This is a genomic window from Comamonas sp. Z3 (assembly GCF_008121565.1).
GTDB lineage: Bacteria > Pseudomonadota > Gammaproteobacteria > Burkholderiales > Burkholderiaceae_C > Comamonas > Comamonas brasiliensis.
Genome location: NZ_VOQU01000002.1, coordinates 735,568 through 753,981, shown reverse-complemented (window position 1 = coordinate 753,981; position 18,414 = coordinate 735,568). Strand labels below are relative to the sequence as shown.

The window sequence follows — 18,414 nt, the reverse complement described above, 5'->3', positions numbered from 1 at the left end:
CTTTGCGGCCAGGGCGCTTACCCTTGATTCCACCAGGTTTTTGTATGGTCAACCGCGTCGTCTGTGTCACCTTGCTGGTCTTGCTGACCGCCATTCATGCCCAGCTCTGGCTGGGCAATGGCAGCATGGCCTATGTGCACGAGCTGCAGCAGCAGATCAATGACCAGTACGCGGCCAACGCCCTCGAAAAAACGGAAAACGACAGATTGCAGTCCGAGGTCAACGACCTCAAGGACGGCCTGTCCACCGTGGAAGAAAAGGCCCGCTACGAGCTGGGCATGGTCAAACCCAATGAAATCTACATTCAGGTTTCCAGGCGCTGATCCAGCGCCCGCTCCGTCCCGAAGCCAGCCCCGCGCTGGCTTTGCTGTTCCTGCGCCCACGGTGGTGCTGCTGGGCGCTCCCCATGCCCTGGCGCGCAGCATGGCGCATGGCTTGCTGCAGGCCCGTCTGGATGCGGGCCTGGCCAGCCCCTGGCAATGCATGGCCCCTGCGGCCGGCGACGAATGGCCGACCGATGCCCTGGTCTATGTGCTGGGACAGGATTGGCGCGATGCCGACCCGGATCCGGCCATCGCGCAGCAGATCAGCCGGTGGCGTGAACTGCTGCACGCACGTGCACAAAGCTATGTGATGCTCTACGGCAGGCCGTCTGCCCAATGGCAGCAACTGGCCGCATCTCTCAAGTTCACGGCCCCAACCGCAGGCTGGGACTGGATCTCAAGCCAGAACCCCTGGAATTCCAGCCAGAAAATACGCCGCAGGGCCTGTGAGCAATGCGGCGATCCCGAGTGCGAACTGGCGCTGTTCGAAGCCCTGAAAAACGCCTGCTGAGGCGCATCCCGGCGCAGAGACTGGCGGGTCTTGCGCCATGCCCGTATGCTGTCCCAGCTCAAAGGCCTGCTGCGACAGCAGGCACCAGGCAGCGAGCCTTACTGCACCGAGCTGGAGCTGGGAGGCTGTTTTTGCACGTCGGTGAACAGACGCGCCGCGTCGATGGCATCGAACTGGTATTGCTGGCCGCAGAAGTCGCAACCCACTTCGATCTTGCCGCGCTCGGCCACGATGGAATCCACCTCTTCCTCGCCCAGCGATGTCAGCATGGCAGCCACCCGGTCACGGCTGCAGGTGCAGGCGAAACGCGGTGCCTGCTCGTCGGCCTGAGGAGCGAAGCGCAGCAGCTTCTCCTCCCAGAACAGGCGCCGCAAAATGGTTTCCACATCCAGCGTCAACAGCTCTTGCTGCGTCAGGCTGGAGGCCAGCGTGGCAATGCGGTTGTATTCCTCGTTCAGGCCCTGGGCATCGTGCTCGGCATCACCGCTTTCGGTAGCTGCGGCCAGATTCGCCTCGCCCTTCACAGGCATGCGCTGCAGCATCAGGCCGGCGGCAATCTGGTCATTGGCGGCCAGCACCATCACGGTGTCGAGCTGCTCGGACTGCATCATGTAGAACTGCAGCGCATCCGACAGGCGCTCGAAGCGGCCACCGGCAGCATCGTTGAGCGGCACCACGCCCTGATAGGGGTTCTGACCGGGCTGACGGTCCTTGGGGTCCAGCGTGACGGCACAGCGGCCCGCGCCATGGGCATTGACCAGCTCTGCCAGCGGAGCCAGCTGGCCGCGCAGGGGCAGATTGGCCTCGCCCACCAGCGATGCCGTGGCGCGCATGCTCAGATCCGACTGCACTTCGGCCACGGCCAGTTTGACCGGACCGTCACCCATGACCTGAAACACCAGCGCGCCATTGAACTTGATGTTGGACTGCATGAGCACACCGGCTGCCGTCATCTCGCCAAGCAAGGTGCTGACGGCCTCGGGGTAGGCACCGGTGTCCTTGTTGCCGGCACGGCGCCGCAGGATCTCCTGCCAGGAGTCAGTCAGGCGGACGATGGCACCACGCACGGGCAGGCCGTCAAAAATGAATTTATGCAGTTCAGACACGCTAATCGATTCCGGTAAAAAGCCGGGCCCTCAGCCCAGCTTGCGCAAGCCGCGCTTGAAGCGGCGAGCATTTTCAACATAGTTTCTGGCGCTCTGGCCCAGACCTTCGATCTGCTGCGGCGAGAGCTCGCGCACGACCTTGGCAGGACTGCCGAGGATCATGGAGCCGTCGGGGAACTCCTTGCCCTCGGTCACCAGCGAGCCAGCGCCCACCAGGCAGTTCCTGCCGATCCTGGCGCCGTTTAGCACCACTGCACCGATGCCGATGAGCGAGCCATCGCCAATCGTGCAGCCATGCAGCATTACTTGGTGGCCAACCGTCACATTGCAACCCACCGTCAGCGGTTTGCCGAAATCGGCATGCAGCACGCTGGCATCCTGGATGTTGGAGCCCGCACCGATGCTGATGTTTTCGGTGTCCCCACGAATGACGACTCCGAACCAGACGCTGGCGTCCCGGTCCAGCTTGACGCGGCCCATGACCTCGGCGCTGTCGGCCACCCAGGCGGTCTCGTCGATCTGCGGCGCAACGCCGTCGAGTTCGTAAATTGCCATGTGCTTGTCTCCCAGTGGGCTGCTTCTTTATAGAACCTAGAATTGTAGGGATGGAGTTACGTCATCGCGCGCTAGAGGTCTTGTGTCTTGCAGACCCAGAGCAGAAAGCCGCCGCAGCCATTGAACTGCATACGCAAAAAGCTCTCTATTCAATAGCAGAAACCGCCCCGGTACCGGTGGTTGCCGAGTCCGAGCTGCCCGGCCGTCCGGCCCGGCCCGAGCTCAGGCACCACACGGCCGTGGCGCGCCGCTCGCCGGCCACCCTCGAAGGCCGGGCCGTGCTCATCCACGCCATAGCGCACATCGAGTTCAATGCCATCAACCTCGCACTGGATGCCGTCTGGCGCTTCGACGGCATGCCCGGGCAGTACTACCACGACTGGCTGCAGGTGGCCGCCGAGGAAGCCAAGCATTTCCGCCTGCTGCGCGACCACCTGCGCCAGCACCACGGACAGGACTATGGCGACCACCCGGCCCACCAGGGCCTGTGGACCATGTGCGAGAAAACCTCGGGCGACATCGTGGCCCGCATGGCCCTGGTTCCCAGAACCCTGGAAGCGCGCGGCCTGGACGCCACGCCGCAAATCCAGAACAAGCTGCGCAACACCCATGCGCCCGATGCGCTGGCGGCCTGCGACATCCTGGACATCATCCTGCGCGAGGAAGTCGGCCATGTCGCCATAGGCAATCACTGGTATCGCTGGCTGTGCGAGAAAAACGGCCTCGACCCCGAGCCCTGGTATCTGGAGCTGACGGCCCGCTATGAAGCGCCGCGCCTGCGACCGCCCTTCAACGAGAAGGCGCGCCGCGCCGCAGGCTTCACTGCGACCGAAATCGCCTGGCTGCAACAGATCTAGGCTCTTTTCTTGACTCGAATCAAAAATCGACAGTGAGTTCGGGGCCGCCTGCCGAAGTTGTTTGCGCAAACTGCCTGAACGAATGAAGCTGACACTATGATCGGCTCATTCTTACAATAACCGGCACCGCCAACCATTTCTCACACCGATGTCATGCAGCAATGAGTGAACAAACCATAGAGGACCAGGCATTCGCCTCGCCGCGCAACCTGTCCAAAGGCATGATTGCACGTCAGCCCATCGTCAACGGGCTGCAGCAAATCATTGGCTACGAGCTGTTCAACCGCTCGCGCTCGCCCTATGGTCACACCATGGCCTCAGACGCGACGCTGATCTTTGCGGCCCTCACGCATGCGGGCGAGGAAGATCTGGTCGGCACCAAGCTCATGTTCGTGAACTGCACCCACGAAGGTCTGACCGGCGAGCATCTGGAGCTGCTGCCGGCCGACAAGGTGGTGCTGGAGATCCCTCCTCTGGGCCATGCCGCCGTGCATGAGGTTGCGGCCCGCCTGCCCACGCTCTTGGCACTCAAGGAGCAGGGCTTTCATCTGGCCTTCAACCACACGGTGCTGGAGTCGGTGTATGCGGCCTGGCTGCCGCTGGCCGACTACATCAAGCTCGATCTTTCCACGCTGGCGCCGGACCAGCTCACGGTGCTGGTCAAGTTTGCCAACCGCCACACCCGCGCCGAACTGATTGCCGAGAAGGTTGAAAGTGCCCACCAGCATGAGCTGGGCCAGCGCCTGGGCATCGAGCTTTTCCAGGGTTTCTGGTTTGCCCGCCCAACAGTGATGCAGACCCGCCTGCTGACCCCCACGCAGCAAAGCATCATCCAGTTGCTGACACTGGTGCGCGAGCAGGCCAGCACCGATGCGATCGAGGAAGTTCTCAAGAAGGACGCAGCCCTGGCCTTCAACCTGCTGCGCCTCATCAACTCGGCCAGCTTTGGGGCTCATCGCCAGATCACCTCGTTCAAGCAGGCCGTGATGATGCTCGGCCTGAACAAGCTGTTCCGCTGGGCCGCCATGCTGCTGACAGCCGCCCGCGATGGCGGCCCGCCACCGGCCGTAGGCCAGACCGCCGTGATTCGCGGCCGCCTGATGGAGCTGCTGGCCAAGCACTCGCTGACCGAAACCGATGCCGATCTGGCCTTCATCTGCGGCATGTTCTCCATGCTGGACCGCATGCTGGGCATGCCCTTGCCTGCGGCACTGGCACTGATTCCGGTATCCGAATCGGTGTCCGCCGCCCTGCTGCATCACGAAGGCATTCTGGGCGAGTTGCTGATGCTCACCAAGGCCTGCGAGAGTCATGACCAGGAGCAGTTCGACCGCAGCGCCTGCAGCCTGGAGCTGGAGCACCGGGACATCAATCAAGCACATCTGCAGGCGCTGAGCTGGACGGAGTGTCTGTCCGAGTGACGGCGCTCCCCCACCCCACACCCAAGCGATAACCGACATGGATACCTCTGACACAAACGCCTCTTCACCGGCTGCCAGCCCCGTTACAGACAGGGACGAGGCCAATATGGCCAGCATTGCGCGCCAGGCCATCGTCGATGAAAAACGGGATGTGTATGGCTACGAGCTGTTTGACCGCTCGGTGGCACATAACGCGCACACCGCGGCATCCGATGCGGCGCTGCTGTTCAACGCCCTGTCCTATGCCGGCGCCGAGGCCCTGGTGGGCAAGAAGACGGTTTTCATCAACTGCACCCATGACAGCCTGAGCGGCGGCCACCTGGAGCTGATTCACCCCGACCGCGTGGTACTGGAGGTGCCGGCCCTGCCCGCCGAGGCCACACAGGAAAACATCGAAGCCTGCCTGCCCACGTTCGCGGCCCTGCGCCAGCGCGGCTTTCGCCTGGCTTTCGACCAGAACCTGCTGCGCCGCAACTATGCGTCCTGGCTGCCCATGGCCTCCTTCGTCAAGCTGGACATGCAGAGCTTCGCGATCGAGCATGCCGAAAAGCTGGTGAAGTTTGCCCAGACCTACACGCGTGCCCAGATCGTGGCCGAGAAGGTCGAGACGGCCGAGCAGTTCGAGCATATGCTGGGCCTGGGCGTGAAGCTGTTCCAGGGCTACTGGTTCGCCCAGCCCCAGCTCGTGCAGGCGCGCACCATCCGCCCCACGCAGACCACCATCATCCAGCTCATCAACCTGGTGCGCCAGCAGGCCAGCACGGAAGAAATCGAAGAGCTGCTCAAGAAGGACCCCACGCTGTCCTTCAACCTGCTGCGCTTCATCAACAGCTCGGGCTTCGGCCTGTCCTGCGAGATCACCTCCTTCCGCCATGCGGTGATGATTCTGGGGCTCAAGAAACTGTTCCGCTGGGCGGCCCTGCTGCTGACCACCTCACGCGCCGGCGGCACACCGCCAGCCGTGGGCCAGACCGCCGTGGTGCGCGGCCGGCTCATGGAGCTGCTGACCGCCGAGCTGCTGCCACCCGAAGAATGCGACCACGCTTTCGTCGTGGGCGTTTTCTCGCTGCTCGATGTGATGCTGAGCCAGCCCATGGCCAAGGCCCTTGAATCCGTTGCGCTGCCCCAGTCCGTGGTCGATGCACTGGTACACAACCGGGGCGTTTTTGCGCCCTTCCTGGATCTGACACGCGCTTGCGAGTCGGGCGACGAAGCGGCCTTTGCCCGCGCGGCCAATGCACTGCAGCTGTCCAACCATCAGGTCAACTGGGCTCATCTGCAGGCGCTGAGCTGGGCCGACAACCTGGCCAGCGAAGTACTCTGAGCCAGTCCGCCTGGCGACACTTCAGTGCGCTTGCTGCGCACAAGGACAAAGGGCTTGCGGCCGATGTGACCGCAAGCCCTTTGTCATTGCAGAGTGTCCCGATCAGTTGGTCTGAATGCCTGCAGCCTTGATGATCTGTGCATTGGACCTGGACTCGGCCTCGATCTGCTTGGCAAAGTCCGCAGCCTTGCCGCCGGTAGGCACATTGTCCGTGGCCTCCAGACGCTGACGGATCTCGGGCAGCGCCAGCGCCTTGTTCACCTCGGCATTCAGGCGAGCCAGCACGGCAGCGGGCACACCCGCAGGAGCGAAGATACCGAAGACAGACGTGGTGTTGGCGTTCTTGTAGCCCAGCTCGGCCAGCGTGGGCACCTGGGGCAGCGAGTCCAGACGCGCCGGAGCACCCACGGCCAGGGCCTTGAACTTGCCGGCCTTGATATGCTGCATCACGGCCGGGCCGGCATTCGTTGACAACACCTCGAACTGTGCGCTCAGGCCGTCATTGAGCTGCTGGCCGCCGCCCTTGTAAGGCACATGGGTGATCTGCACCTTGCCCTGATCGGCAATCTGCTCGAGCATGATGTGACCCAGCGACGCCAGACCGGCCGTGGCCCAGCGCACATCGCCAGGATGGGCCTTGGCCTGGGTCATCAGCTCGGGAAAGCTCTTGGCAGTCAGGCGGGTCGTGCCCAGCAACAGCACGGGCGAGTACATCACGCTGACCACCGGAACGATATCCTTGTGCGGGTCGAACAGCGGCTTGCCCAGATGGGGACTCAGCGTCAGCGGGCTGATGGACGAAAAGCCCAGCGTGTAGCCATCGGGGTTGGACTTGGCGACCTGATCCAGGCCAATCGCGCCACCCGCACCGGCCTTGTTGTCGATCACCACCGACTGGCCCAGCGACTGCGACAGCTTTTCACCCAGAGCACGGGCCACCACATCGCTCACACCCCCGGCAGGGTAGGACACCACCAGACGAATGGGACGGCTGGGCCAGCCAGCCGCGTCGGCTTTGTCGGCCGCCTGGACATTCAGGGACAAGGTGGCAGGCAGCATGGCTGCCAGGGCACAGGTCAGCATGCTGCGACGCAGAAAGTTAGTCATCACTCGAAATCCAAAAATCAAGACCCGCATTTTTGACCAAAGTGAATTCCCAGGTTGATTTGAACGACGATTCGTCAATTCATTGGGCAGAAAACATCAAAATAAAACTTCAAACATTCAAATAGACCAACACTGCAGCTGGCCAGCATCTTGGTCGGCATGCCGCAATGACGGCCGCAGGCCTTGCCGCTAGACTGCAGCCATCACCACAGAGAAAGCACCCATGGCAGAACAAAACCCACTATCACGTCGCTCCCTGCTGCTGCAAGGCGGTGCTGCGGGCGCTGCACTGGGCGCCATGGCCCTGCCCGCCTCGGCCACGACCACGCGCAAGGCCTCGCGCACCTGCGTGCTCGATGGTCTGCAACCCGCGGTGCTCACCATCAGCGGCCCCGGCGTGCAAGCCAATCGTGGCAAGCCTCAGGCCGTGGCGGACCGCATGCTAATCATGCATGGCTATCTGTTCGATGCAGCCTGGTCCTGCGGCATGGACGCGCTCAACAGCCTGGAGCAGCAGACGCTCAGGACCACGCTTGAATACGACGAAGCCGAGCACAGCCTGCAGGGCCCGCTGCTGGAGCAGGTGCTGCAGGCCGCCGGCGTGGATGTGGGCCAGGCCATGGCTCAAGGCCTGCAGCTGACCTTGCAGGGCATAGACGGCTATCGCAGCCAGATACCGCTCGCCCAGGCCGTGCGCTGGCGCATGCTGATCGCCACTCAGCTGGACGGCGTGCCTTTGGCCATGGGCGGCGTGGGCCCGCTCTGGGCCATTTTTGCTGCCCATCAGATTCCGGAGCTCGGCCAGTTGCCCGTCAAGCAACGCTTTCCTGCCGCCGTCTGGGGGTTGTACCACCTGCAGCTGGGCAGCGCGGCTGCCTAGGCCTGCTCAGCCTCGCGGGTGATGCTCGGCGTGCAGGGCCTTGAGCCGCTCGCGCGCCACATGGGTGTAGATGGTGGTGGTGGAGATATCGGCATGTCCCAGCAGCATCTGCACCACACGCAGATCGGCGCCATGGTTGAGCAAATGCGTGGCAAATGCATGGCGCAGCGTATGCGGTGAGAGGGGCGAGTTGATCCCCGCGATCTGCGCACATTTCTTGACGATGACCCAGAACATCACGCGGCTCATGCCCGCGCCGCGCTGGGTCACAAACACCTCCTCGGTCTGCTGCCCTCCCAGAATCGCCGCTCGCGCCTGCTGCAGATAGCGCTCCAGCCAGTGCTGCGCCTCCTGACCGAACGGCACCAGCCGCTCCTTGCGCCCCTTGCCCGTCACGCGCAACACGCCTGAGCGCAAGTCCAGCTCATGCATGCGCACACCCACCAGCTCGCTGACGCGCAGTCCGCTGGCATACATCAGCTCCAGCATGGCGCGATCGCGCAAACCCAGCGCAGTCTCCACATCGGGTGCATCAAGCAGGGCCTCGACCTGCTCCTGGGTCAGGGTCTTGGGCGTGCGCGGCGGTTGCTTGGCAGCCAGCATGCGCACCGTGGGGTCGGCAGCGATGCGCTTTTCGCGCAGCGCCCAGTGAAAGTAGCGGCGCAGGACCGTCAGCCGCCGGTTCGAGGAAGTGGCCTTGGTGCCCTCCAATCGGGCCGTGAAGTAGCCCTGCAAATCCGCTTCCAGCGCTGCATCCAGCACCTTGGGCGGCTGCAACTGCGCCAGCCAGCGCGCAGCCGCCGTCAGATCACGGCGGTAGGCGGACAAGGTATTGCGCGAAAGCCCGTCCTCCAGCAGCAGGGCATCAATGAACTCATCGAGCGCATCCTGACTCTGCGGCAGGGGCTGCGGCCAGTCTTCGGGAATCTGGGACTTGCGTGCTTTTTTAAGGGCTTCTGACATGCGGCTAGCGTACACGCTGGAGAGGGGCCCAGCCGAGCTGAAATCAGCTCGGCGGACCATGGAGATCAGGGTCAGACACCGGCCATGGCAAGCGCTGTGCCTGCTTCAGCTGATGCCGGCCGATGGGCCATCGAAAGCCTCGGCCAGGAACTGCGCAACCGCTCTCACCCTGGCCGTGCGCTGGAGATCGGGATGCATGACCTGCCAGACTTCGTAGTCGTTCGGGCGTCGGCGTTGCGGCCAGATACGCACCAGCCCTTCTCGTTCCCCCATCCACAACGGCATTTCCCCAATCCCGATGCCTGCAGCAACCGCCTTGCGCACCAGGAGACTGGAGCGGACCGACATGGCAATCTTGGCCTGACGTGCCGGCACTCCGGCCATGCTCAGAAACGGACTCTGCTCCAGATAAGGCCCGTATGCGACCAGATGGTGACCGCGCAACTCGTCTTCAGGGGCGGGCTCGCCAAAGCGAGCCAGATAGCTCGTGCTTGCGAACAGCCCCACAGGCCACGAAGCCACACGGCGAACCACCAGCTCCGGGGTATCAGGCCTGACGTTGCGAAAAGCAATATCCGCCTGCCGGCGACCGAGGCTGAGCAACTGGGTGGAGACTTCCAGATCCACGCGGATATTCGGCCAGTGCCGCTGCAAACGCTCGACAGCGGGCAGCAACAGGTCAATCGCGATGGAATCGGTGCTTGTCACGCGCACCAGCCCGCCGGGATTTTCATCCTGACCCTCGATCTTGGTGCGCAAGTCCAGAGCTGCACTCTCCATACGCTTTGCCGCAGCCAGTGCCACCTCGCCAGCGGCCGTGAGCAGGTATCCATCCTTGGCGCGCAGAAACAGCTTGGCTCCGAGCTCGAACTCCAGCGCATTCAGGCGTCGCCCTACCGTTGCCTGATCAATGCCCAGGCTGCGCGCTGCGGCGCGCAATGAGTGCGTGCGGCTCAGGGCGAGAAAGATGCGGGTATCGTCCCAGTTCATGGCTCATCAGTTGATGCAAATTTGCATCAATGTAGAGCGAAATCGCTGCATTGCAAACAAAGCTTTGCGTCGTAATCTTCAGCGCTCAAAGATATTTCGAGAACGACGCATATGCCCACCTTTTTGACAGACTCCATCCCCGCAGCACAGCCCGCCACCATGCAGGCCATTGTTTTTGACGACTTTGGCGGGCCCGAGGTGCTGGTGGCCCGCGAGCTGCCGGCTCCTGAGCTTCGCCCCCACGACTTGCTGGTACGCAACGCCTCCATCGGCGTCAATCGTGCCGACCTCTATCACCGCAAGGGCGCCTACGGACGAGCTTACTTTGGTGACGCAGACACCATGGGCCTGGAGATCGCCGGAACCGTGATCGAGGCCGGTCCCTTGGTGCAGGGCTTCTCCGTGGGCGACCGGGTCATGGGTATCGTGGGCGGCGGCGCTTATGCCGAGCTTTCGCGCATAGACCACCGCATGGCGATACATGTCCCTGGGAATCTGGACCTGGTGGATGCCGGTGCGATACCCGAGGTGTTCGTGACCGCACACGAGGCCCTGTTTCATCTGGCTGGCTTGCGCGCGGGCGAGTCGGTGCTGATCCATGCAGCAGCGGGTGGTGTCGGATCGGCTGCCGTTCAGCTTGCACATGCTGCGGGCGCCCGGGTTTTTGCGACGGCCAGCGGCGACAAGCGCGAAGCGGTGCTGGGTTTCGGAGCCGATGTCTTCATCGACTATCGCAGCGAGGACTTCCAGACCGTGGTGGCCCAGGCCACCAGCGGCAAAGGCGTGGACATCGTGATCGATTTCGTCGGTGCCCCCTACCTGGAGCCCAATGTGCGATCGCTGGCCGTCGGCGGGCGCATGGTGATGGTAGGCCTGCTGGGCGGCTCCCAGGGCGCTGCATTGCCCATGGACCTGGTGCTGTACCGCCATCTGCGGATCTTCGGAACCGTGATGAAGTCACGCTCGCCCGAAGTCAAGCAGGCGATGGTCCAGCGCTTTGCCCAGCGATGGCTTGGCGCATTGGAGAGTGGAGCGATACGGCCCGTGATCGATAGCTCCTTCGCTTTGGCAGACGCTGCCCGGGCGCACAGGCATATGGAGTCCGGGGTCAGCATCGGCAAGATTCTGTTGCTGCCCGGGAGCGGCGAATAATAAAAAACAAAGCCCGAATGGCCTCGACGGCAATTCGGGCTTGCGGCGTCCGCTACTGCATCAGCAGCGGATCAGCAGCTTAGTCCAGGGTCAGCTTCTGCTTGGCCACGACCTGCTTGTAGGTTTCGTACTCTTCCTTCAGTTCCTTGGCGAATTCCTGAGGCGAGTTGCCCACCACCAGCGAACCGGTGTCTTCGATGCGCTTCTTGACTGCGGGGTCCTGCAGCACCTTCTTCACGGCGGCGTTGATCTTGTCGACGATGGCCTTGTCCATGCCCTTGGGACCCAGGATGCCGTAGGAAGCCATGCGATTGACCTGGGGCAGACCCACTTCCTTGAAGGTGGGCACATCAGGCAGCACAGCCAGACGCTGGGGAGCGGCCACGGCAATGGCCTTGAGGCGGTTGTCCTTGATGAAAGGCAGTGCCGACGGCAGGTTGTCCAGAATCATGGGGATCTGGCCGGCAACCGCGTCGTTCAGGGCCGGGCCCGCGCCGCGGTAGGGCACGTGGGTCATCTGGATGCCGGTCAGCGATTTGTACAGCTCCATCAGCATGTGCTGGATGCCGCCCGTGCCAGACGAGCCATAGGAGTACTTGCCGGGATTGGCCTTGAGTTCGGCCTCGAAAGCCTTGTAGCTGGCCGCACCGGGGAACTTGGGATTCACGGCGATCACATTGGGCGTGGCCGCAATATTGATGATGGGCGTGAAGTCGGTCAGCGGGTTGTAGGGAGTCTTGGGGTTGATGGCCGGATTGGTGGCCATGGTCGACAGGGTGGAAATGCCCAGGTTGTAGCCATCGGGCTTCTGACGCGCGGTTTCCTGTGCACCGATGACGCCGCCGCCACCGCCCTTGTTGTCCACCACCACGGACTGGCCCAGCTCCCTGCTCAGTGGCTCGGCAATCACTCGCGCAATGATGTCGGTCGTGCCGCCTGCGGCGAAGGGCACCAGCAGCTTGATGGGCTTGGTGGGGTAATTGGCCTCGGCCATCACGCCGGTGGAAAAACCTACGGTTGCCAGAGCCATTGTCAGGCCCATGCACATACGACGATTCATGAAGGGGTCTCCCTATGAGTTCTGAAATTAACGGTTGATAGTACGTGCCGCAAAAAACCCGACATATTCTTGTTAGCCCTGATTTATCAGTAATTACCCTAGATTCATGCCGTTTCCTTGAACTGCATCAAGCCTGGATACAAAGCGGCCAAGCGGCGACAGCAAGTACTACCAGATAGAAACTTGGTGACAGGTTTCTCCCAGCAAATTCGCAACCGGCTCTATGCTTGCGGGCCGTGAACTATCTAGAACTGCTTTTCCCCGATTTCGCGCTCATCGTGCTGGGCTATGTGCTGTGCCGCTTCACGCCCATCAATCGCAGCGTCTGGCAACCCGTGGAACAGCTCGTCTACTACCTGCTGTTTCCGGTGCTGCTGTTTCACTCCATCACGCGCAACCCCATCCAATGGGGCGAGGCCAGCCAGTTGCTGGCCGCTGGCGTGCTGGGAGGCCTGCTGGGTATTGCGCTGACCTACAGCCTGCCGCGCCTGCCGCTTCTGGGCCGACGCATCGATGCCCGCAGCTATGCGGGTGCAGCGCAGGTGGCGTTTCGCTTCAACTCGTTCATCGCACTGGCGCTGGTTTCACGCCTGGCAGGGCCCGACGGGCTGCTCTATGTCTCGGTGCTGATCGGCGTGTCCGTGCCACTGTTCAATGTGGCCGCGGTCTGGCCCATGGTGCGCGGCAGCGGCCAGCATTTTGTCGGGCATCTGCTGCGCAACCCGCTGATCATCGCCACCATCAGCGCCTTGCTGTTCAATGCCGCCGGACTGAAGATTCCAGCACTGCTGGAAGCACCCGTGGCCCGTATCGGCGCAGCCTCGATTGCCCTGGGCCTGATGGCCGCCGGCGCCGGCCTCAAGCTCAGCGCCCTGACCAGCAACAAGCTGCTGGCAGGCGAGCTGCTGCTGATACGCCATGCCATCCAGCCGCTGATCGCCTTTGCCATGGTGCGGCTGTTCCAGCTGAACCAGCCGCAGGCGATTGCGCTGATGGCATTCTCCAGCCTGCCCACGGCCTCATCGTGCTATGTGCTGGCCGTGCGCATGGGCTATGAGGGCTCGTTTGTGGCCAGCCTGATTTCACTGTCCACCATGCTGGGCGTGCTCAGCCTGCCCTTCGGGCTCTGGCTGATCGGAATCTGAATTTGATAGCTGCCTACACTTATGGGGTAAGCGCTTCAGACCAATTTCAATGAAATTCAGGCACGCTGGGCCAGCGCCCAGGCCACATGTTCGGCCACCACGGGATCGGAATCGGCGGCCCGGCTTTGCAGCGCGGCACTGAGTGCAGGGTTGCCGGTTTCGCGCCAGGCATTGCCCAGAGCAACGGCCACATTGCGCAGCCAGCGCGCATGTCCGATGCGGCGAATCGGGCTGCCCTCGGTCACCCGCAAAAACGTGGCTTCATCCCAGGCAAAGAAATGCACCAGCTGCGTACCCGCCAGTCCGGCGCGGGCATCAAAGTCGGGCAAGACGCTGGGATGGGCAAACTTGTTCCAGGGGCATGCCAGCTGACAGTCATCGCAGCCATAGATGCGGTTGGCCATCAAGGGACGCAGCTCCTCGGGAATGCTGCCCGCATGCTCGATGGTCAGATAGGAGATGCAGCGCCGCGCATCGACCTTGTGCGGCGCGATGATGGCGCCCGTGGGGCAGGCATCCATGCATGAGGAGCAACTGCCGCAGTGCGCCGTGACCGGGGCCGTGGGTTCAAGCGCAAAGTCCACATAGATTTCGCCCAGAAAGAACATCGATCCGGCTTCGCGGCTCAGCACCAGCGTGTGCTTGCCGCGCCAGCCCTGCCCGCTGCGGCTGGCCAGTTCGGCCTCCAGCACTGGCGCGGAGTCGGTAAAGGCGCGGTGGCCGAACGGACCCATTTCCTGCGCGATGCGCTCGGCCAGTTTCTGCAGGCGATTGCGCAGCACCTTGTGATAGTCGCGGCCTCTGGCGTAGAGGGAGACAATGCCTTCCTCGGGACGTCGGAGCCTGTCCCATTCCACGGTCTGCCAGCCGTCCCCGGTGTCGCGCGGCAGATAATCCATGCGCGCGGTGATCACGCTCACCGTGCCGGGAACTAATTCTGCAGGCCGGGCTCGTTTCAAACCATGGGCCTGCATGTAATGCATCTCGCCATGGAAGCCCTGCGCCAACCATTGCAGCAAACCGGGCTCTGCCGAGGACAAATCCACGCCAGCCACGCCGATTTGGGAGAATCCCAGCTCGCGAGCCCAGGCTTGCATCAAAGGAACCAATTGACTGCTGCTCAACATACACCCCGAATTGTAGGAAGCGAGCCCACACCGGCGCTGGCGCAGCGCCAGATACTCTGGCAGAGCGAACAGGATACCGAGCGCTTCGCCCAGCAACTGGCCGCCCTGCCCGAGCTGCGCAACGCCTATGTGACCCTGCATGGCGACCTGGGTGCGGGCAAGACCACGCTGGTGCGCCACTGGTTGCGCGCCCTGGGCGTGCAGGGCCGCATCAAGAGCCCTACCTATGCGGTGGTGGAGCCGCACGAGGCCTGCGACCTCTCGATCTGGCACTTCGACTTCTACCGCTTCGATGATCCGCGTGAATGGGAAGATGCCGGTTTTCGTGACATTTTTGCCAGTCCCGGGCTCAAGCTGGCAGAATGGCCCGAAAAGGCTGCAGCGGTTACACCTGTTGCAGATATAGCTATCCATATCGAAGCAATTGACGATGTGCAACGGCAGGTGACACTCAAGGCTGGCACCCCCGCAGGCTGCACCGTGCTTGAAGCATTGACGGCATGAGCAAAACAACTTCCTCCACGGCTTTTCCGGACCTGCCCCGACCGGGTCTTTCCCGACCGGGTCTTTCCCGACCGGGTCTTTCCCGCCGCAATCTGCTGCAGGCAGGCGGCGTGGTTCTGCTGCTGGGCCGCCAGCATATTGCGCAGGGCGCGAGCATCGTGGCCGTGCGCGTCTGGCCTGCACCCGACTACTCGCGCGTCACGCTGGAATCCGATATTCCGTTGACGGCCAAGCCGGTCTTCGTGCCCAGCCCGCCACGGCTGGCCGTCGATATCGGGGGCCTGGATCTGAACCCGGCACTCAAGGAGCTCGTGGCCAAGGTCCGCTCCGACGATCCCAATATCGCCAGCATCCGTGTCGGCCAATTTGCACCCGGCGTGGTGCGCCTGGTGATCGACCTCAAGCAGGAAGCCAGGCCCCAGGTCTTCACGCTGGCCCCGATTGCGCCCTACAAGCACCGGCTGGTACTGGATCTCTATCCCGCCAAGGCCGTGGATCCGCTGGAAGCCCTGATCAGCGAGCGCCTGCGCGACGCCGGCAGCTCGGCCACTGCGCCAGCTGCGAACAATCCCGCCATCACGACACCGCCGCCGGTGGCGATTGCAACAGCCCCCCAGGCCGACCCTCTCGGTGACCTGATTGCCCAGCGCAACCAGCGCCCCAGCGCTCCGGCACCGGCTCCTGCGGTGATTGCTCAGGCACCAGCGCCCGTGCCGCCGCCACCGGCTCCCGCGCCACGCCCGGCACCGGCCCCAAGGCCTGCACCCAATATCGCCACCTCGCAAAGCACGGACCGCATCATCATCGTGGCGCTGGACCCCGGCCATGGCGGCGAAGACCCTGGTGCCACCGGCCCCAGCGGTCTGCGCGAGAAGGATGTGGTGCTCAAGGTCGCCCATCTGCTGCGCGAGCGCATCAACAACTCGCGCATCGGCGGCAGTCCCATGCGCGCCTTCATGACACGCGATGCCGACTTCTTCGTGCCCCTGGCCACGCGTGTGGAAAAAGCCCGCCGCGTCCAGGCCGATCTGTTCATCAGCATCCATGCCGATGCCTTCACCACCCCTGCAGCGCGCGGTGCCAGCGTGTTTGCGCTCAGCGAGAGAGGCGCCTCGAGCACGGCCGCACGCTGGCTGGCCAACAAGGAAAATCAGGCCGACCTGGTGGGCGGCCTGAACGTGGGCGGACTGCAGGATCAGCATGTGCAGCGCATGCTGCTGGACATGAGCACCACCGCCCAGATCAAGGACAGCCTCAAGCTGGGCACTTCGCTGCTGGGCGAAATCGGCGGCATGGCCAAGCTGCACAAGGCCCGCGTGGAGCAGGCCGGCTTTGCCGTGCTGAAAGCGCCCGATATTCCCAGCGTGCTGGTGGAAACCGCTTTCATCAGCAACCCCGAAGAGGAAGCCAAGCTGGCCTCTGCCGCCTACCGCGAACAACTGGCCGATGCGCTGATGACGGGCATCCGCAAGTATTTCGCCCACAACCCGCCCCTGGCACGCAGCCGATCGGTTTAAGTACGCACTTACACAAAACCGCCGCACCGGCTGTCAGCCGGCAAGCCGGCTTGATGACAGTCGCCAAGCCTGAATGACACGGGCTTGGCCCTCTCTCCTACCTGAAAGCCGGGGCAAAAGGTTCAAGATCAAGGCGTGTTCTTATGAAAGCTGGCCTGTTTGGCAGCTGTACAGGAGAGACCTCATGAAACTGCGAACTCTTGCCGTCACCGTATCTGCAGCCTTCACGCTTGCCATGGCGGGCTGCTCCACCTCGCCCACCAATGCCCAGATCGGCACCGGTGTCGGCGCCGTTGCCGGCGGCGTGGTCGGTGATGCACTGTTTGGTTCCACTTTGGGCACCGTAGGCGGCGCTGCAGCAGGCGCGCTGATCGGTAACGAGGTAGGTAAGCGCAAATAAGCGCCCCGATCCGATCTGAATGTCCAACGAAAAAGCCCCGGCATGCCGGGGCTTTTTCATGGGGCAGCGCTTTGGCGATCGGTGCCAGATGTCGTCAAGCGCGCAAATCAGGCAGCCCTGGCCTTTTCGGCCTTACCGGCGCGCCAGGCTCCGAAGATGGCGATCAGGCCCGGCACCAGGATCAGACCCCAGATGATTTTTTCAAGATTGTTCTTCACCCACTCCATATTGCCGAAGAAGTAGCCTGCAGCGCTGATGCCTACCACCCACAGCACGGCACCCACGACGTTGAACAGGCTGAACTTGGCACGGCTCATATGGGCGACTCCGGCCACAAAGGGTGCAAAGGTGCGGATAAACGGCATGAAGCGCGCCAGAATGATGGTCACGCCGCCATAGCGCTCATAGAAGTTGTGGGCCTGGTCGAAGGCCTTGCGGTTGAACCAGCGCGAATCCTCCCACTGGAACACCTTGGGCCCCAGGTAGCGGCCTATCGTGTAATTGCTCTGGTCGCCCAGGATGGCCGCTGCCAGCAACACCACCACCGCCAGCGGATAGCTCATATAGCCGGCACCGCACAGCGCACCGACGATGAACATCAGCGAGTCGCCGGGCAGAAAAGGCATGACCACCACACCGGTTTCGACAAACACGATGATGAACAGCAGGGCATATACCCAGGGCCCATAGGCCACGACAAAGGCTTCCAGATGCTTGTCGATATGCAGTATGAAGTCGATCAGAAACTGAATGATTTCCAAAACACGGTCCTTGAAAATGGATTGGCATACCGGCGTATGCCGGCCAGTAATGTACTGCGCCCCCAAAGCCCGCAGACGCTCCCCCCCTTGCTGGAGTGCCATGTTTTTGAGAGCAAACTCACAGCTGCTTGCAGACTGCAACAAGAGCAGCCGGTTCAAGGTGGTTTGTTACAAGTTTTGATAAAACTAAACGTCAACAATACGTCAGCTTGCCAATTCTGCTGGCACAGTAGAGCTGTGTCGCCGCAAGCCGTGCATTGCAAATCACGACATCGGCCCCCTGGCCAACAAAGTCCGCCGTCTCCAGCCTCCCTCGGCGCAGAGACCAGACCGCTTTCCATAACTAGCACGACGAGAGGAATACGAACATGAAGACATTCACCATGCGCTATGGCAAGGCCCTGACTCTGGCTGCCGCACTGACCGGCGCCCTGGCCCTGGGTGGCTGCGCGCACGGCCCCAGCCGTCAGCAAGTCGGTATCGGTGCTGGCGCCGTGGCCGGCGGTGCAGTGGGCAATGTGCTGTTTGGCGGCCCTGTCGGCACCATCGGCGGTGCAGCCGCCGGTGCTCTGATCGGTAACGAACTGACCAAGGGCGGCTATCGCCGCCGCTAAGCCCGGCGCCCGCCGCGGGCTGAACAAAGAGCTGCCTGAGCGATGCCGGCAGCTCTTTGTGTTTTCAGCGTTCAAAAAACTCACTTCCTGGCCGGTT

Annotated in this window: 20 protein-coding genes; 12 read left to right on the top strand and 8 right to left on the bottom strand. The window is 62.7% G+C overall.

Annotation, left to right across the window (positions count from 1 at the left end; all coding sequences use genetic code 11):
- The first annotated feature begins 44 nt into the window (after window positions 1–44).
- Together FSY59_RS08115 and FSY59_RS08110 are read left to right on the top strand one after the other, a co-directional pair.
- Window positions 45–323, top strand: a complete 279-nt coding sequence (locus tag FSY59_RS08115; protein ID WP_003057721.1) for a septum formation initiator family protein — start codon at window positions 45–47, stop codon at window positions 321–323.
- Window positions 292–834: a hypothetical protein gene (locus FSY59_RS08110; RefSeq protein WP_253279241.1), complete on the top strand. Its 543-nt coding sequence runs from the start codon at window positions 292–294 to the stop codon at window positions 832–834. Before FSY59_RS08115 ends, FSY59_RS08110 begins: the two co-directional genes overlap by 32 nt.
- A gap of 98 nt (window positions 835–932) precedes the next feature.
- On the opposite strand, the gene FSY59_RS08105 is transcribed toward FSY59_RS08110, so the two are convergent.
- Together FSY59_RS08105 and FSY59_RS08100 are read right to left on the bottom strand one after the other, a co-directional pair.
- A complete protein-coding gene (locus tag FSY59_RS08105; protein WP_003057723.1) occupies window positions 933–1,940 on the bottom strand; it encodes an Hsp33 family molecular chaperone HslO in 1,008 nt (335 codons plus the stop codon).
- Window positions 1,941–1,970: 30 nt separating this feature from the next.
- Entirely contained in the window at window positions 1,971–2,495 is a 525-nt protein-coding gene (locus FSY59_RS08100; protein WP_003057724.1) for a gamma carbonic anhydrase family protein, read from the bottom strand.
- Between the two features lie 50 nt (window positions 2,496–2,545).
- Here FSY59_RS08100 and FSY59_RS08095 point away from each other — a divergent pair, with 50 nt between their 5' ends.
- The 3 genes from FSY59_RS08095 to FSY59_RS08085 all read left to right on the top strand — a co-directional run bounded on the left by FSY59_RS08095 (window position 2,546) and on the right by FSY59_RS08085 (window position 6,097).
- A complete protein-coding gene (locus FSY59_RS08095; RefSeq protein WP_148728768.1) occupies window positions 2,546–3,352 on the top strand; it encodes a ferritin-like domain-containing protein in 807 nt (268 codons plus the stop codon).
- 161 nt (window positions 3,353–3,513) lie between these two features.
- Entirely contained in the window at window positions 3,514–4,773 is a 1,260-nt protein-coding gene (locus FSY59_RS08090; protein ID WP_003057726.1) for an EAL and HDOD domain-containing protein, read from the top strand.
- A 37-nt stretch (window positions 4,774–4,810) separates the two neighbouring features.
- Window positions 4,811–6,097, top strand: coding sequence for an EAL and HDOD domain-containing protein (locus tag FSY59_RS08085; protein WP_043371133.1), 1,287 nt, complete (start codon window positions 4,811–4,813; stop codon window positions 6,095–6,097).
- 102 nt (window positions 6,098–6,199) lie between these two features.
- On the opposite strand, the gene FSY59_RS08080 is transcribed toward FSY59_RS08085, so the two are convergent.
- The gene (locus FSY59_RS08080; protein WP_003057729.1) at window positions 6,200–7,204 is read right to left on the bottom strand and encodes a tripartite tricarboxylate transporter substrate binding protein; all 1,005 of its coding nucleotides are present in this window, start codon (window positions 7,202–7,204) and stop codon (window positions 6,200–6,202) included.
- 223 nt (window positions 7,205–7,427) lie between these two features.
- On the opposite strand from FSY59_RS08080, the gene FSY59_RS08075 reads away from it, so the two are divergent.
- Window positions 7,428–8,084: a molybdopterin-dependent oxidoreductase gene (locus tag FSY59_RS08075; protein ID WP_003057731.1), complete on the top strand. Its 657-nt coding sequence runs from the start codon at window positions 7,428–7,430 to the stop codon at window positions 8,082–8,084.
- Between the two features lie 6 nt (window positions 8,085–8,090).
- On the opposite strand, the gene xerD is transcribed toward FSY59_RS08075, so the two are convergent.
- A complete protein-coding gene (gene xerD, locus FSY59_RS08070; protein ID WP_148728767.1) occupies window positions 8,091–9,047 on the bottom strand; it encodes a site-specific tyrosine recombinase XerD in 957 nt (318 codons plus the stop codon).
- 105 nt (window positions 9,048–9,152) lie between these two features.
- Window positions 9,153–10,037 carry a LysR family transcriptional regulator gene (locus tag FSY59_RS08065; protein WP_148728766.1) on the bottom strand — a complete coding sequence of 295 codons (885 nt, stop codon included), beginning with the start codon at window positions 10,035–10,037 and terminating at the stop codon, window positions 9,153–9,155.
- A 111-nt stretch (window positions 10,038–10,148) separates the two neighbouring features.
- Between FSY59_RS08065 and FSY59_RS08060 the strand changes: the two genes are divergently transcribed.
- Window positions 10,149–11,189, top strand: coding sequence for an NAD(P)H-quinone oxidoreductase (locus FSY59_RS08060; RefSeq protein ID WP_148728765.1), 1,041 nt, complete (start codon window positions 10,149–10,151; stop codon window positions 11,187–11,189).
- Window positions 11,190–11,268: 79 nt separating this feature from the next.
- On the opposite strand, the gene FSY59_RS08055 is transcribed toward FSY59_RS08060, so the two are convergent.
- Window positions 11,269–12,249, bottom strand: coding sequence for a tripartite tricarboxylate transporter substrate binding protein BugE (locus tag FSY59_RS08055; RefSeq protein WP_003057739.1), 981 nt, complete (start codon window positions 12,247–12,249; stop codon window positions 11,269–11,271).
- A gap of 236 nt (window positions 12,250–12,485) precedes the next feature.
- Between FSY59_RS08055 and FSY59_RS08050 the strand changes: the two genes are divergently transcribed.
- Window positions 12,486–13,394, top strand: coding sequence for an AEC family transporter (locus FSY59_RS08050; protein ID WP_003057742.1), 909 nt, complete (start codon window positions 12,486–12,488; stop codon window positions 13,392–13,394).
- Window positions 13,395–13,450: 56 nt separating this feature from the next.
- Here FSY59_RS08050 and queG read toward each other — a convergent pair whose 3' ends face one another.
- On the bottom strand, window positions 13,451–14,491 hold the full coding sequence (queG, locus tag FSY59_RS08045; RefSeq protein ID WP_029158715.1) for a tRNA epoxyqueuosine(34) reductase QueG: 1,041 nt from the start codon (window positions 14,489–14,491) through the stop codon (window positions 13,451–13,453).
- Between the two features lie 12 nt (window positions 14,492–14,503).
- On the opposite strand from queG, the gene tsaE reads away from it, so the two are divergent.
- The 3 genes from tsaE (at window position 14,504) to FSY59_RS08030 (ending at window position 16,942) form a co-directional block, all read left to right on the top strand.
- The gene (gene tsaE / locus FSY59_RS08040; protein ID WP_148728764.1) at window positions 14,504–15,025 is read left to right on the top strand and encodes a tRNA (adenosine(37)-N6)-threonylcarbamoyltransferase complex ATPase subunit type 1 TsaE; all 522 of its coding nucleotides are present in this window, start codon (window positions 14,504–14,506) and stop codon (window positions 15,023–15,025) included.
- On the top strand, window positions 15,022–16,542 hold the full coding sequence (locus FSY59_RS08035; RefSeq protein WP_043371130.1) for an N-acetylmuramoyl-L-alanine amidase: 1,521 nt from the start codon (window positions 15,022–15,024) through the stop codon (window positions 16,540–16,542). The genes tsaE and FSY59_RS08035 overlap by 4 nt, the downstream gene beginning before the upstream one ends.
- Window positions 16,543–16,726: 184 nt before the next feature.
- Window positions 16,727–16,942 carry a glycine zipper 2TM domain-containing protein gene (locus FSY59_RS08030; RefSeq protein ID WP_003057750.1) on the top strand — a complete coding sequence of 72 codons (216 nt, stop codon included), beginning with the start codon at window positions 16,727–16,729 and terminating at the stop codon, window positions 16,940–16,942.
- Between the two features lie 107 nt (window positions 16,943–17,049).
- On the opposite strand, the gene FSY59_RS08025 is transcribed toward FSY59_RS08030, so the two are convergent.
- Window positions 17,050–17,703, bottom strand: a complete 654-nt coding sequence (locus FSY59_RS08025) for a DedA family protein (RefSeq protein WP_019043757.1) — start codon at window positions 17,701–17,703, stop codon at window positions 17,050–17,052.
- 368 nt (window positions 17,704–18,071) lie between these two features.
- Between FSY59_RS08025 and FSY59_RS08020 the strand changes: the two genes are divergently transcribed.
- Entirely contained in the window at window positions 18,072–18,317 is a 246-nt protein-coding gene (locus FSY59_RS08020) for a hypothetical protein (RefSeq protein WP_003057754.1), read from the top strand.
- The last annotated feature ends 97 nt before the right edge of the window (window positions 18,318–18,414 follow it).